General features: G+C 40.9%; 12 protein-coding genes. 10 read left to right on the top strand and 2 right to left on the bottom strand.

Features of this window, described 5'->3' with window-relative positions:
- The first annotated feature begins 81 nt into the window (after positions 1–81).
- The 5 genes from ACFSN5_RS08995 to ACFSN5_RS08975 all read left to right on the top strand — a co-directional run bounded on the left by ACFSN5_RS08995 (position 82) and on the right by ACFSN5_RS08975 (position 4,723).
- Complete coding sequence (locus ACFSN5_RS08995) at positions 82–504, top strand: CopY/TcrY family copper transport repressor (protein ID WP_398600673.1); 423 nt, start codon at positions 82–84, stop codon at positions 502–504.
- A 23-nt stretch (positions 505–527) separates the two neighbouring features.
- Positions 528–2,765 carry a heavy metal translocating P-type ATPase gene (locus tag ACFSN5_RS08990; RefSeq protein ID WP_398600671.1) on the top strand — a complete coding sequence of 746 codons (2,238 nt, stop codon included), beginning with the start codon at positions 528–530 and terminating at the stop codon, positions 2,763–2,765.
- Positions 2,766–2,941: 176 nt separating this feature from the next.
- Positions 2,942–3,145 carry a copper chaperone CopZ gene (gene copZ, locus ACFSN5_RS08985; protein WP_165213246.1) on the top strand — a complete coding sequence of 68 codons (204 nt, stop codon included), beginning with the start codon at positions 2,942–2,944 and terminating at the stop codon, positions 3,143–3,145.
- 78 nt (positions 3,146–3,223) lie between these two features.
- Entirely contained in the window at positions 3,224–3,538 is a 315-nt protein-coding gene (gene trxA, locus ACFSN5_RS08980; protein WP_165213248.1) for a thioredoxin, read from the top strand.
- A gap of 138 nt (positions 3,539–3,676) precedes the next feature.
- Positions 3,677–4,723, top strand: a complete 1,047-nt coding sequence (locus ACFSN5_RS08975; protein ID WP_165213250.1) for an alcohol dehydrogenase catalytic domain-containing protein — start codon at positions 3,677–3,679, stop codon at positions 4,721–4,723.
- Between the two features lie 45 nt (positions 4,724–4,768).
- Here the strand turns inward: ACFSN5_RS08975 and ACFSN5_RS08970 are convergent, their stop codons facing one another.
- On the bottom strand, positions 4,769–5,197 hold the full coding sequence (locus tag ACFSN5_RS08970) for a YjdF family protein (protein WP_165213261.1): 429 nt from the start codon (positions 5,195–5,197) through the stop codon (positions 4,769–4,771).
- Positions 5,198–5,550: 353 nt separating this feature from the next.
- Here ACFSN5_RS08970 and ACFSN5_RS08965 point away from each other — a divergent pair, with 353 nt between their 5' ends.
- Positions 5,551–5,829 carry a hypothetical protein gene (locus ACFSN5_RS08965; protein ID WP_165213252.1) on the top strand — a complete coding sequence of 93 codons (279 nt, stop codon included), beginning with the start codon at positions 5,551–5,553 and terminating at the stop codon, positions 5,827–5,829.
- 74 nt (positions 5,830–5,903) lie between these two features.
- On the top strand, positions 5,904–6,056 hold the full coding sequence (locus ACFSN5_RS08960; RefSeq protein ID WP_165213254.1) for a hypothetical protein: 153 nt from the start codon (positions 5,904–5,906) through the stop codon (positions 6,054–6,056).
- Positions 6,057–6,118: 62 nt separating this feature from the next.
- Here the strand turns inward: ACFSN5_RS08960 and mutY are convergent, their stop codons facing one another.
- On the bottom strand, positions 6,119–7,279 hold the full coding sequence (gene mutY / locus ACFSN5_RS08955) for an A/G-specific adenine glycosylase (RefSeq protein WP_346773321.1): 1,161 nt from the start codon (positions 7,277–7,279) through the stop codon (positions 6,119–6,121).
- A gap of 1,156 nt (positions 7,280–8,435) precedes the next feature.
- Between mutY and ACFSN5_RS08950 the strand changes: the two genes are divergently transcribed.
- From ACFSN5_RS08950 to ACFSN5_RS08940, 3 genes are all read left to right on the top strand, one after another.
- Entirely contained in the window at positions 8,436–8,717 is a 282-nt protein-coding gene (locus tag ACFSN5_RS08950; protein WP_165213256.1) for a bacteriocin, read from the top strand.
- 2,613 nt (positions 8,718–11,330) lie between these two features.
- Positions 11,331–13,634: a peptide cleavage/export ABC transporter gene (locus ACFSN5_RS08945; RefSeq protein ID WP_165213258.1), complete on the top strand. Its 2,304-nt coding sequence runs from the start codon at positions 11,331–11,333 to the stop codon at positions 13,632–13,634.
- A gap of 14 nt (positions 13,635–13,648) precedes the next feature.
- Positions 13,649–14,572, top strand: a complete 924-nt coding sequence (locus tag ACFSN5_RS08940) for an HlyD family efflux transporter periplasmic adaptor subunit (protein WP_398600665.1) — start codon at positions 13,649–13,651, stop codon at positions 14,570–14,572.
- Positions 14,573–14,593 lie beyond the last annotated feature (21 nt).

Raw genomic sequence — 14,593 nt, 5'->3', positions numbered from 1 at the left:
GTCATTTTGGTTTACATTTGTAAACAACTCTGTTATAATATATCTACAATTGTAGATGAAGAAATTTTGAAGGAGGCTGATATGATTTCAAATGCAGAATGGGAAGTCCTGCGAGTCGTCTGGACAAAAGGTCGGGTCACTAGTAAACAGATTATCGCTGTTTTGGCTAGTAAAAAGGATTGGTCAGAGTCCACTATCAAGACTTTGATTGGCCGTTTAGTTGATAAGGGCATTTTGCTTAGCCGCCGCGAGGGACGCAGCTATCTTTATTGGACAGAAGTATCAGAAGATGATGCAAACCTAGCCTGCCTGAAGGGGGAGCTGGATAAGATTTGTGTCACTAAGCATACAGGCCTTTTGGGAAAATTGCTAGGAGAAACACCCATGACGGCGCAAGATATCAAGACGCTGCAGGATATCTTGTCTGCGAAACAGGCCGTTACTGAGGTAACCTGTGACTGCACGCCTGGTCAGTGCCGCTGTCATGAAACTGGTGCAGCCTAATAGATTGGTAAGGAGGTGATCTCATGGTTAAAGAGACTTATGTTGTTGATGGGATGGTCTGTGCCGCTTGTGCTGCTACAGTCGAAGGAGCTGTTAAAAAATTAAGAGGTATGGAAAGTTGCGCTGTTAATTTAACTACCGAAAAGATGTCAGTGACCTATGATCAAGAACAATTGGATGCTGATCAGATAGCAAAAGCGGTTGCAGACTCGGGTTACAGTGCCCATGTGTTTGATGAAAAGAAAGATGCTAGTCAAGAAGAGCGGGAACTACAGCGTCTTGCTGGTATGAAAATTCGCTTGATTTGGTCTGCAATCTTTACCCTCCCTCTCTTATATATATCAATGGGAAGTATGGTAGGACTGCCCCTGCCGCAGATTGTAGATCATCACTCTCATCCGCTGGTTTTTGTTCTGAGTCAGCTTCTATTAACAGTACCAGTTATGGTATTGGGCTGGCACTTTTACAGATCAGGATTTAAATCTCTGAGCAAGGCCCATCCTAATATGGATAGCCTAGTTGCAGTAGCAACCAGCGCAGCCCTTCTTTACAGTCTTTACAGTACCTACCATGTGATTTTGGGACATCACCACTACATTCATCAACTTTATTTTGAGTCTGTTGCGGTTATTTTGACACTGATTACTCTCGGAAAATTTTTTGAAACCCTTTCTAAGGGCCGTACCTCTGAAGCGATTAAAAAGCTCATGCACCTTTCGGCCAAAGAAGCCTTGGTGATCCGAAATAATCAGGAAATACTGTTGCCTATTGAGGAATTGGTCATTGGTGATCGCGTTTTAGTTAAACCAGGTGAAAAAATTCCAGTCGACGGTCAAATAGTAACTGGTCAATCGTCAATTGATGAGTCCATGCTGACAGGGGAATCTATCCCCGTTGAAAAAACTGTTGGTGATCAGGTTTATGGTGGTTCTATCAATAGTCAGGGAGTTCTAACCGTTCAGGCTGAAAAATTGGGCAAAGATACCCTGCTTTCACAGATTATTCAATTGGTTGAGGAAGCACAAGAAACCAAGGCACCGATTGCTAAAATTGCCGATCAGGTTTCAGGCGTTTTCGTACCGATTGTCATGGGAATCGCCTTTGTGACAGGTCTGGTTTGGTTCTTCATCGGTGGAGAGTCCTTTACTTTTGCTTTGACTGTGGCCGTTAGTGTTTTAGTGATAGCTTGTCCTTGTGCTCTGGGGCTGGCAACACCGACTGCAATCATGGTTGGGACAGGCCTGGCAGCTGAACATGGTATTCTTTTCAAATCTGGTGATAGTCTTGAATTAGTTCATCAAGTTGATACCATTGTTTTTGACAAGACAGGAACGCTGACCCAAGGGAAGCCAGAACTGCTATCGGTTTACAACTATGCAGGCGATTTAGATCAGGCATCTTTACTGACTGTCATAGCTAGTCTAGAGGCCAATTCTAGTCATCCTATCAGTTCAGCAATCGTTGCTAAGGCTAAAGAAGACCAGCTTCAGTTATTAGATGTAGAGCAGTTTGAGAACCTAGCTGGTTTTGGACTTAAAGGCCAAATCAATGAGCAAGAATGGTTAATTGGTAATAAAAATCTGATGGAGCAGGCCTCTATTGATCTCACCCCAGCTCGCTCTGATTTTGATTTGTTGACACAGCAAGGACAGACCCCAATCTACGCTGCCAGTCAAGGACAGTTAATGGGGTTATTAGGAGTGGCTGATCAGCTTAAGCCAGACAGTCAAGAAGCTTTGAGCCAGCTTAAAGAACGTGGCTTTGATCTCGTTATGTTAACAGGAGATAATGAGCAAACGGCACAAGCTATTGCTCGAAAGGCAGGACTTGACCACGTGATTAGCCAAGTGCTTCCTGATCAAAAAGCCCAAACAATCAGTGATTTACAAGCTCAAGGTAAAAAAGTCGCCATGGTCGGTGATGGTATCAATGATGCACCAGCTTTAGCAACAGCTGATGTTGGCTTAGCCATGGGGGCTGGGACTGATATCGCTATTGAATCAGCCGATGTTGTGCTGATGAAGCCTGATTTAATGGACGTTGCTAAGGCCATGACGGTCAGTCAAGCCACCATTAAAACTATTAAGGAAAATCTTTTTTGGGCTTTTATCTATAATATTTTAGCTATTCCCGTTGCTATGGGTGTGTTGTACTTATTTGGAGGGCCACTTTTGAATCCTATGCTGGCAGGTCTTGCCATGAGCTTTAGTTCGGTTTCAGTAGTTCTCAATAGTCTTCGATTGAAGTATCGAAAGGTATAATATAGAAGAACGGTTATAAGTTATAATCATCAGAGCAGACATCATCAATCGAAAAAAGCTATTTTGGACTCTTCTTCTAAATTTCGGCTTCTTTGAAACTTTGATGATTCTTCAGTAACTTGTCTATTTTCTCTTGAATCGCTTAACAGCTTAATATCTTATAAAAGGAGTTTATTATGTCAAAAATCTATCAAGTATCAGGAATGAAATGTGATGGCTGTGCTAAAACAGTCACTGACAAACTTTCAGCAGTTAAAGGCGTCGAATCAGCTACTGTTGATCTTGAAAAAAATCAGGTCACCATCGAAGGAAAAGCTTGGAAATGGTCGCTGAAGCACGCTTTGAAAGGGACCAACTACCAATTAGGTCGTGAAGTTTAATTCTCGTAGCAAATATTTGGCAAAGTCATCTTTTTCCGTTAGAATGACACTATAATCAAAAGAAATGGAGATCTAATTATGGCAGAAGTCGTAACAGATAACACCTTTGAAGAAGAAACAGCCCAAGGTCTTGTCCTTGTAGATTTTTGGGCAACATGGTGCGGCCCTTGTCGCATGCAATCACCAATCTTGGAGCAAATGTCTGAAGAGTATGATGAAGACGAGTTGCGCGTGCTTAAAATGGACGTTGATGAAAATCCTGAAACAGCTCGTAAATTTGGCATCATGTCAATTCCTACCCTCCTCTTCAAAAAAGATGGTCAAGTGGTCAAACAAGTAGCAGGTGTCCACACTAAAGATCAAATTAAACAAATTATAGCTGAAGTAGGATAACTAAAAGGCAGCGTTCCCGTAAGGTTCGCTGTTTTTGCTGAGTGTTGCAAGTAGAATATCTATAGATATTAGGTATCTAATTTTGGTTAGCCAAACTACTACACTACATAAAAGTAATATAGTTAAGGAGTAGAAAAAATGAAGACTGCTATTTTTGAAAAAGCCGGTCAAATGATCGTTGAAGACGCACCAATGCCAACAATTCAGGCTGCTGATGATGCCATTATTAAAATTGTTCGTGCTTGTGTTTGTGGTTCGGATCTCTGGTCATACTCACACGGCGATGAACGCGAAGAACGCTCTGTAAACAGTGGTCACGAGGCACTTGGCATCGTCCAAGAAGTAGGACCTGATGTCATTAATGTCAAACCGGGTGATTTTGTTATCGTACCATTTACCCATGGCTGTGGCGAATGTGATGCTTGTCGTTCTGGATTTGATGGGACCTGTGATAACCATCCAGCACCAACTAACTGGGGCGGCGGTTTTCAATCTGAATATCTTCGCTTCCACTATGCTAACTGGGCTCTCATCAAGATCCCTGGTCAGCCATCAGACTATTCAGAAGGCATGATTAAGTCACTTTTGACTCTTGCTGACGTTATGCCAACAGGCTACCACGCAGCACGAGTGGCTCGTGTCGCTCCCGGTGATAGGGTTGTCGTTATTGGTGATGGTGCTGTTGGTCAATGTGCGGTTATTGCTGCTAAAATGCGCGGAGCTTCCCAGATTGTCCTGATGAGCCGTCATGAGGATCGTCAACAAATGGCCTTGTCTTCCGGTGCAACTGCTGTTGTTGCTGAACGCGGAGAAGAAGGTATTGCTAAGGTTCGCGAAATTCTTGGCGGCGGGGCAGATGTTGCTCTGGAATGTGTCGGTACAGAAGGGGCACTTGAGCAAGCTCTCGGTGTCCTGCATAATGGCGGCCGTATCGGCGCTGTCGGCGTGCCCCATTATGGCGATCATCGCATCGGTTCGACTTTTGCTCAAAACATCTCAATCGCAGGTGGCTCAGCTTCTGTTACAACCTATGACAAACAAATCTTGCTCAAGGCTGTTTTGGATGGCGACATCAATCCAGGTAAAGTTTTTACAAACACCTATAGCCTAGATGACATTAACCAAGCTTATCAAGATATGGCGGATCGCAAAACTGTTAAATCAATGCTGGTAGTAGCAGAATAAAACAAAAGGAACCTCTTTGATAAGGTTCCTCACAGGGACGCTAAATCAGTGTCCTTTTTTCTTTTGCCGGCGCTTTTCCTGCTTGAGCTGAAACTGTCTCTCCTTATATTCCTGCCGCTTTTGCCGTTTGGAGGCTTTCTTTTCCAGTTTCAGCAGCTCATGACTAGCCTGCATGGCATGTTGAGCCTTAGAGGATAGCGCAGGCTGTTTCAGCTGCTTGCTAATTTCTCTTTGCATTCGCTTAGGATTGATGGATTTATGCACAAGAGATGTATCTGGTTCGTCACTGACTAAGCCCAGCCTTTCTTGTTTTTGCATCAATTCAGTCAAGTGACGATAGACAAAATCAAGTATTTCGCTGTCCTTGGGCTCCTTGCCAAAGGGATAGCGAAAGGCTTGGTAGCCAAGCTGTTTGTCCTGATATTCAACCAAACCAAACCAGAAACCGCCGTCAAAAAATACTGTCATTTTCATGCCAGCCCTCCAAAAATGATAAATATTTTGATAAGGGACGACCGGAGGGAAGGTTACTGACACTTGTTGAAGATAAACAAAAGCAATGACCATGCATGATGGCTGCCTAATGCTGGAAATTTCCAGTCCTGACATGCCAGCTCTCCAAGTTGATCATTCCGCAAGTGCGTGCAGACTACCCAACTGCACCTGTGTTTTTATATCAATAGGGTTATTATAGCACTTTAAGTCTGCACCTGCTCAAAGGTTTCAATCATTATGTTTTTTTGCGTTCGACTGACACTCGCAAATGACTTTTTATTTTGATACAGTTAAGACAATGACTAGTGTTCAGAAAGGATGAAGGTTATGTTATGGATGGGAAAAAGAGTTTTCTTGAGCGACATGAATGGATTGGAATTATAGTAGATTGGGTGATATTTTTGGAAACGACTATTGTCTTAGGGGGTATCTTGTCTCAAGTCCTAAAAGATGGTGATTATTTTATTCCAATACTTGCTCTTCTAGTGGTCCCCATTTTTAGCTTTTATGTCAATATTCTTCGCCCGTCTAAAAGTGAACGGCTAAAGGAGTGGAAGGGTTATTTCTCGGGAAATGGTTTCTTCGCTTTGATTATCTGGGGCTGTCACTAGACGATTGGCCTCTATGGCAAATACAGACTGGCACAAGGTCCTGTCTGGAAGATGGGGCCAAGAAAGCTGTGCCTATGTTTGTCCTTGAAGGAGCGGTAACAGGCCTCTGGTTTCTCCTGGCCTATATCAGTAAAAAATACAATTGGCAAACGACTAAGTCACAACCAACTGATGAGCAAGAAGTGGCTATTATCGAAATAGCTACGAAAAACCGAAAAAAGGGCTGAGCTCCAGTGGAGCCAGTCCTTTTGCATGGTCAGAATTCAGTACATTAAGTTGCTTGTCCCATCTATTCTTGTACCTTCTCAAAGGCGTCAATCATTTTTTTCTGAGGTGTCGCCATAGGAAAATGCTCAAAGTCCTCAGGGGCTACCCAGCGGAGCTCACGCGAGCTAGAAAACTGGGCTTTCCCAACTTTTCCAGCTATGAGCTGGACCTGCCATTTTTGGTGGCTAAAGGTGTGCTTGACCAAGGGATAGTTGGTTTCTTGCCAGACAGGATTGATTTGGTAATCGTCCTCGAAAACCTTTAGCAATGAAAGGCTGTCCAGGACCTGGTTGTCAGTTTTGTCGAAGAGTGATAGTTGTTTCCCCACCAGCTGAGTCTCCATGATGGGGAAGGACCAAAAGCCAGCCAAGAGACCATCTTTTTGGTTTTTCTCAAGGAGAAATTCGCCCTTGTCATTTTGGATAACAAAAGCTTGTAAAGTCATGGGTTTTGGCTTTTTCTTAGGCAATTTAATCGGATATTTATCATAGGTGCCGTGCAGGTAAGCGGCATTAAAAGCTCGGATGGGGCTCTCGTCAGGTCTGGGATTTTTAGCCGATTCAATATCCGTTCCTAGGTCCATCAGAGCCTGATTGAAATCTCCAGGACGCTTGGGATCAATCAGCTCTTCCATAATGGCTTGGAAGAGCTTACGATTACTGGGATTGCCGATATCATAATCCACCTCGAAAAGACGGGCTATGACGCGCATAACATTACCATCAACGGCAGGCTCTGGTAAATCAAAAGCAATACTGGCAATAGCCCCTGCAGTATAAGGGCCAATCCCCTTTAGGGAGGCAATCTCATCATAGCTCTTCGGAAATTCTCCGTCGAAGTTCCCCACGATCTGCTGGGCTGCTACCTGCATATTACGAACACGAGAGTAATATCCTAGCCCCTCCCAAGCCTTGAGCAATCGCTCTTCGGGAGCACTCGCTAGATCGTCTACAGTCGGGAACAAGTCCAAAAAGCGTTGGTAATAAGGAATTACTGTCTGAACTTGAGTTTGTTGCAGCATAGTCTCTGAAATCCAAATGTAGTAAGGATTCTTTGTTCGTCTCCAAGGTAGGTCGCGTTTTTCTCTGTCGTACCAATCTAGGAGGGTTCGTCTAAAGGCGAAAATCGTAGGTTGATCCCACATCTCAATACCAAAATCACGTAAATTCAGCTTTTTCTTCATAGGAAAAATTATAACAAAAATATTAACTAAAAAAGCAATAAAAGCTTGACAAAAGAAAACGCTTACAATATAATAAGAGTGTAAACAAGATAAGACTTAATCAAGGAGGAATTCTCTATGATTAGACAAAACATTTCAAGGTACAAGAACGGTGACAGGCCTTAGACGGTAGGCAAAAAAAGATTAATTTTACAGTAAGTATTGTCACTAGTTCGTATGAGATATTGTGTTAAGTGGTGAAAGAAATGATTAACATGAATAAATCTCGGTACAAAAATGGAGACAGTCGTTTTAATGAAAATAAGCAAAATTATTCGATCCATGGTTGATTACTCGTTTTAGTTTGAGAAAAAGTGATAAGAAAATTTTTAAAGTGAAGCTCACAGTCCTAACAGTAGTTAATCATCAGTTTTTAAAACTTGCCAAAGTGTCGGAGGAAGGCTTATGTTGAAGTTTAACCTGAGTCGTTATAAAAATGGAGATAACTTAAGCTGTCGTCTAAAATAGCTTAAGGGGTGAAACCGATGTAATATTAATAGTTTATACTTAATGAAGACCCGATGTAAGCTTAGTTTGTAGGTGAGATGCTTGTCAGAAAGCCAGTATAACTAAGAAATAGATTTCTTCGTAGAGTGTCATGTTAAATATTGTTGAAGAGGTGGTCTTATGCTAAAGATGAATTTAGGTCGTTATAAAAACGGAGATACTGAGTTACTTTAACCTCCTTATGAGAAAATGAAAGGTGTGATGCCAGTGACTGAAAGTGAAATAGAAACGTAGAATCCGATTCTAAGCGTGCAAGAATCGGATTTTTTTGTGCTTTGGTAACGATATCAGATATTCCAATTATAAAGCCAGTCTAAAACGTAAATTTCTTAAGAATTTACTGTCGCCTTTACCTATACCTAAGAAAAACTACCAGGGTTCTACTGCCTAATCTATTACTGTTTTTAGTAAGATAATTACTTTTTTCTAATTTATCGATAAATCTTCTAAAAGATTCGTTTTATTTTACATAACGATTGCTGCTATCTAACATTTTTTAATCAATCTTGAAAAAAACTAAAAAATATAATAAAATGAACCTATATTAACAGATGAGTTGGTACCACTATATCTATTAGTATAAACTATTAACAAATTTAAGGAGAATTTTATGAATTCATTAGCATTTGAAGATTTTGAAGTCGCAACTACAGATAGCCTTTCTGAGATAGAAGCAGGCGGAGTCCTTTTAGGTGTTTTAGGAGCAGTAGGCGGTGGAGTTGGTGGCTTCTTCACAGGCGGGGTTGCTGGAGCAGCTGCTGGAACAATAACTTTGCCAATCGTTGGAACAATTTCAGGGGCTGCAGCTGGAGCTATCGGTGGAGCAGCAACTGGCGCCGTTACTGGTGGTTTAGCTGGAGCCGGTGTTAACACTTGGGGTAAATGGATCTAATCTACCCTAAGAAAAGGAGATGCGTATGTTGTCACCTAAGTTATGCTGGTTTGTTTTAGCTAGCTATCCTATCATGTTACTTATTCCTATGCTATTTCCACAGATAAAAAATATTAAGCTTATCGTATTTTCTATACTATTGGTAGAAAATTTACTGGTAATAGCCCTTTATTTAAAAGGTAAGTATTACAGCTAATTAGGTATGTTTCATGGGTGCTTCAGCACTTGTTCCTCTACTTTCTAATAGCTTAACTACTGCTATATAAGCATAGAATCCGATTTTAAGCGTGCAAGAATCGGATTTTTTTGGCTCTTTGTCAACTGTAGTGGGTGATGAAAACAGGTGGACTATAGAGAATTCTAATAAAAAGTAGATAAACAGGAGTTAAATTATAAGCTTATTTGACAAAAGGTTATTCTATCAGTTAAACTAGCGGAAAAAATTTAAGGGGGGATAAATTAATGTATTCCACAAGTATCAGGCTGAAATACTGCTTAAATAAAATATGATGATGGATTCATTAATAAAGGAGATTTTATTTTATGTCAAAGATTTCAGCCGTTCTAATATTACTTGGTGTTTTTATGTTGGCATTTGTCTCTTCTCATACCAAAAGTTCTAATGTAAAAATTGCTTGTTTTGCAATTTTGTTTCTCGTAGCTATTTATACCGTAGGAGATTTAATATATTCGTTTCTAACTTAAAATTAAACTTTATAAATTAGTCTTTAAGATCATAGACTCTTTATCAGAAAATAATAATGGATATGATAGTGTTAGCCATCTACACCATTTTATTTACATAAGTAGTTACTACCCTGTTTCCATCATGGTGCCAGAGTAATTTAAAAGGTGACTGATTCAGTGAGTTGACTATTGAAAGTTCTATTGGCGGAGGTATTGGATCTGAACTTGGAAATTCAATTTATATATTCGGTACGCCATCTGAGATAAGGATATCAATATGGAATGCCTTATCTTGAAAACGATTGGCTGGTTTAGTATCAGCTAGTTATCTTGGAGCTAGCGTCAATAAAGGTGGCCTCCTTTAAATGTTAGATGTACCTAATATGTGAGAATAGCTATATAATTTATCAAAAGTAAGGACTAAAATGAAAACACCAATTGATATCATTAATGCAATAGTTATTATTGCTATGTTTTTTTAGCTGATCAAGGACTTAAAAGTATTAAATCAAAAAAATTAGATTTTGTGTTTCAGGTTCTTTACTGCTCTATTTGATTGTGATGGCGATATATTATTATTTACATAACAGATAATTTTACACGAATTATCAGAATTTTTTTGGCGACATGTCATCTTTGTTTTTCTTTAGTTAAAACCTCCTTAAAGTTATTGCCAACTGAGAATAATTGCGCTAAACTAACCACCGTTAATTTATATTAGCAAATGCAAAATTAAAGGAGAATTGTTATGAACACAGTAGCATTCATTGGACGCGACGGTTTTTGATAACTTTGAACGCAGCTGACAAGAGTTGCCTAGCTGGTATTGAAGCTGGGGCGAGTTTGTTGATGCTACCGCTGAAAGAGCTTGGACGGGTGCAATAGGTAGTGGTATTGCAGTAGCAGTCGAAGGTGCTGCATCATATTTGATTACGTGTGATTAGGAATATGAAATATATTATTATTGGTATTATTGCTTTTATATCAGTCATTGTACTAGCTGTAATTTTTTATAAATTAGGTATTATAAAATTTAAATAACTGTACAATAATTAACTTTTATGGAATATTCCTCTCCTTGTTATGTAGCTGGCGCAATTTTAGGCGGTATTGGTGGTGCCGTTGTAAACGGAAGTTGGTATTTAATAAAGGGAGGCGACTGAGAATAATTATGAAGTATATTGTGCTTATGATCATCGGTGCTATATCAGCAATTGTAGGACGAATTATTTTAGAAAAAATAAGGAAAAGATAAAACATAGTAAGAAAGTGGTGAGGAAGCTTCTTCTATCGGATATTTTTCACTACTTTTATTGCTTGTCTTTCCAAATCAGAAGGGAGCGGTTTACTTCTTGGTGTTGCTGGCATCGTTGTAGGCGGTATTACCTTTGGGGTCCTTGGTATGCCAGTGCATCTGTTGGTACATGGAGGCTGTGAGGTATACAGGATGCAGTTTCCTAGGTTTACTAACATGATTATAAGAGGTATACTGATATTTCCGATTCTACTAGTTTTGTTTCCCAATAATAAAATAAGACTTTTCATTTATGCATTACTTATAGCTAATGCTCTAGTGATTGCTTATCTTTTTTTGAAAAATAGATATTTTATCAATAAAATTGATTTGCCCCTTTTCCACTCTGGTGTCGAAATCTTTTATATCCACTCCCTAACGTAAGAAAAATTGACCTCGCCTACGACTCTGTGAATTAGATAAATGCCCTAGAAGCTTTGATGCTTCGCTGTCTATTTTCTAAAATTCTTTGAGTCTCTAAACAGCTTAGCGACATGAAGAAACTTCGGTCGAAAATACAGAAGTTTCGCAATTAGTAAAGTGCATAGCTAACTATCATAGTAGTTGGCGTAGTAGAGCAAGGTAGAAATACCTTAGCAATACTCTGCACTTGTATCTTTGGAAGGAATCTTATGAAACAAGAACAAGTCACTTATATTATTTTAATTGTAGCGCTTGTCATAGCAATTAATATTATTTTAGAGGCTGTCAGACGCTACTTTAGATCCAGAGGAGCAGCTCCTGTTTCTCAATCCGCAGCTAAAGCTTCTGGCTCCTCCAGCCTATTTTTCCGCAGACGCTACAAGCTTGTTCCTCAGGTTGACACCAGGGACTGTGGGCCGGCGGCCTTGGCTTCAGTAGCTAAGCACTATGGTTCTGACTATTCTCTGGCACATCTGCGGGAATTATCTCAGACAGATAAGCAGGGAACAACTGCTCTGGGGCTGGTGGAAGCCGCTAAGGCTATCGGTTTTGAAACCCGCTCCATTAAAGCTGACATGAGCCTTTTTGACTACACAGATTTAACCTATCCTTTTATCGTTCATGTGCTCAAGAATAAGCGTCTCCAGCATTATTATGTGGTTTATGCCAATGAAAAGGACAGCCTGATTATCGGAGACCCCGATCCCAATGTCAAGGTCACTCGCCTGTCTAAAAAGGACTTTCAGGAGGAGTGGACAGGGCTGGCAATCTTTTTGGCGCCGACTCCAAGCTATCAGCCTAAGAAGGATGAGAAAAACGGTCTGATGAGCTTCGTCCCAATTATTCTGCGGCAAAAGGCACTGCTGACCTATATCATCCTAGCCAGTCTGATTGTCACCCTGATTGATATTGTTGGCTCTTACTACTTACAAGGGATGCTGGATGAATACATTCCAGACCAACTGATTTCGACTCTGGGGATTATCACTATTGGGTTGATCATCACCTATATCATCCAACAGCTGATGAGCTTTGCCAAGGAATACTTGCTCAATGTTCTCAGTTTGCGTCTGGTCATCGATGTCATTCTTTCTTATATCAAGCATATCTTTACCCTCCCTATGTCCTTCTTTGCGACGAGGCGGACCGGTGAGATTACCTCCCGTTTTTCTGATGCCAATCAGATTATTAATGCCGTAGCGTCCACCATCTTCTCAATTTTCTTAGATGTGACTATGCTATTGGTAGTCGGTGGGGTTCTTTTGGTGCAAAATAACCACCTCTTCCTTTTGACCTTGCTGTCCATCCCGATTTATGCCATTATCATCACGGCCTTCCTCAAGCCTTTTGAAAAGATGAATCATGAGGTCATGGAAGCCAATGCTGTGGTATCATCTTCTATCATTGAAGATATTAACGGGATGGAAACCATCAAATCTTTGACCAGCGAAACCAATCGTTATCAAAATATCGATGGGGAATTTGTCGATTACTTGGAGAAAAATTTCAGGCTCCAGAAGATGAATGCCATTCAAACCTCGCTTAAGAGCGGTGCCAAGCTCATTCTCAATGTAGTTATCCTCTGGTACGGGGCTCAGTTAGTTATGGATGGTAAGATTTCTGTCGGGCAACTGATTACCTTTAACGCCCTCTTATCTTATTTCCAAAATCCGATTGAAAATATTATCAGCCTGCAAACCAAGCTCCAATCAGCCCGCGTGGCTAATACCCGTCTTAATGAGGTTTATCTGGTGGAGTCCGAGTTTGAAAATGATGGTGAGCTCTCTGAAGACAGCTTCTTAGATGGGGATATTTCCTTTGAAAAATTGTCCTACAAGTATGGCTATGGCCGTGATACGCTGTCAGATATCAACCTGACCATAGCGAAGGGCTCTAAAATCAGCTTAGTTGGACCATCCGGTTCCGGTAAGACAACCTTAGCGAAGATGATGGTCAACTTCTATGAGCCCAATCGCGGGATCGCTCGGATCAATGGTTACGACCTCAAGGTTATTGATAAGACAGCCCTGCGGCAGCACATCAGCTACCTTCCTCAACAGGCTTATGTTTTTAGTGGGACCATCATGGACAACCTGACCTTGGGAGCCAAGGAAGGTACAACTCAGGAAGATATTATCCGAGCTTGTGAACTCGCTGAGATCCGCTCAGATATTGAACAAATGCCTCTGGGGTATCAGACCGAACTGTCTGATGGTGCAGGTGTCTCTGGCGGTCAGAAGCAGCGGATTGCCCTAGCTCGTGCTCTTTTGACTCAGGCTCCGGTTTTGATATTGGATGAGGCTACCAGCAGTTTGGATGTTCTGACGGAAAAGAAAATTGTCGATAACCTCATGGCCATGACCGATAAGACGATTATTTTTGTGGCGCACCGCCTGAGTATTGCGCAGCGGACAGAGCGTATTATTGTGATGGATCAAGGAAAGATTGTAGAGACCGGTAGCCATAAGGAACTGTTGGCGAATAAAGGCTTCTATTACACACTGTTTAACTAAGGGAGGACGTTATCATGAATCCAAAATTACTCGAAAGTGCGGAATTTTACCGCCGCCGCTACCATAATTTTGCGACAGTGCTGATTGTGCCCTTGGTTATCTTGATTGTTTTCATCGTTGTCTTCCTTTGTTTTGCTAAAAAGGAAGTCACGGTCATCTCTCAAGGTGAGGTGGCCCCGACTGAGGTTTTAGCCATTATCCAGTCTGGCAGTGATGCTTCTATTGCTCAAAACAAATTGGATGACAACACCAAGGTGAAAAAAGGGGATCTTTTGGTGCGATATAACGAGGAGACAACTCCTGCACAAAAGAATTCGCAAAAAGAAGCCATAAAGGAACGCAATAAGCGTCTGGACAAAATAGAAGAGAAGAAAGAAAAGAAGACCAAGAAAAAAAACAAAAAGCTCTCTAAAAAGGCCAGAAAAAAAGCTGAAAAAAAGGCTAAAAAGAAAAAAGATGCTAAGAAGAAAAAGCGCGATGAGAAAGATAAAAAAGAAACGGCTCATGTCTCTCTCTTTGCGCCGGATAATGGCATTATCCATACCAATCCCAAGTACGAAGGGGCTCATGTCATTCCCCAATGGTCAGAAATTGCTCAAATTTATCCTGATATCCAAAAGACCAAGACGGTATTGATTACCTATTACGTGTCATCAGACGATGTGGTCTCAATGGAAGAAGGACAAAAGACTCGCTTGACAGTTGAGAAAAAAGGCAATGACAAGATGATTATTGAAGGTAAGATCACTAAGGTTGCTTCTTCAGCCACGTCCACTAAAAAGGGAAATCTCTTTAAGGTGACTGCCAAGGCTAAGCTCTCCAAAAAGGACAGCAAGCTCGTCAAATATGGCATGACTGGTAAGACCGTTACGGTAATTGATAAGAAGACCTACTTTGACTACTTTAAAGATAAACTTCTGCATAAAATGGAGAATTAGGTTCGATTCACAATCCGACTC

The sequence above is a fragment of the Streptococcus tangpeifui genome, from assembly GCF_044503215.1.
GTDB classification, from domain to species: Bacteria; Bacillota; Bacilli; order Lactobacillales; family Streptococcaceae; genus Streptococcus; species Streptococcus tangpeifui.
Note: the sequence above shows the minus strand (reverse complement) of the source record. Positions and strands in the feature narration are given on the sequence as shown.

Bases quoted from the DNA above. Each gene is read 5' to 3' on its own strand.
- ACFSN5_RS08995 (WP_398600673.1), top strand. From the start codon at position 82: ATGATTTCAAATGCAGAATGGGAAGTCCTGCGAGTCGTCTGGACAAAA.
- ACFSN5_RS08990 (WP_398600671.1), top strand. From the start codon at position 528: ATGGTTAAAGAGACTTATGTTGTTGATGGGATGGTCTGTGCCGCTTGT.
- copZ (WP_165213246.1), top strand. From the start codon at position 2,942: ATGTCAAAAATCTATCAAGTATCAGGAATGAAATGTGATGGCTGTGCT.
- trxA (WP_165213248.1), top strand. From the start codon at position 3,224: ATGGCAGAAGTCGTAACAGATAACACCTTTGAAGAAGAAACAGCCCAA.
- ACFSN5_RS08975 (WP_165213250.1), top strand. From the start codon at position 3,677: ATGAAGACTGCTATTTTTGAAAAAGCCGGTCAAATGATCGTTGAAGAC.
- ACFSN5_RS08970 (WP_165213261.1), bottom strand. From the start codon at position 5,197: ATGAAAATGACAGTATTTTTTGACGGCGGTTTCTGGTTTGGTTTGGTT.
- ACFSN5_RS08965 (WP_165213252.1), top strand. From the start codon at position 5,551: ATGGATGGGAAAAAGAGTTTTCTTGAGCGACATGAATGGATTGGAATT.
- ACFSN5_RS08960 (WP_165213254.1), top strand. From the start codon at position 5,904: ATGTTTGTCCTTGAAGGAGCGGTAACAGGCCTCTGGTTTCTCCTGGCC.
- mutY (WP_346773321.1), bottom strand. From the start codon at position 7,279: ATGAAGAAAAAGCTGAATTTACGTGATTTTGGTATTGAGATGTGGGAT.
- ACFSN5_RS08950 (WP_165213256.1), top strand. From the start codon at position 8,436: ATGAATTCATTAGCATTTGAAGATTTTGAAGTCGCAACTACAGATAGC.
- ACFSN5_RS08945 (WP_165213258.1), top strand. From the start codon at position 11,331: ATGAAACAAGAACAAGTCACTTATATTATTTTAATTGTAGCGCTTGTC.
- ACFSN5_RS08940 (WP_398600665.1), top strand. From the start codon at position 13,649: ATGAATCCAAAATTACTCGAAAGTGCGGAATTTTACCGCCGCCGCTAC.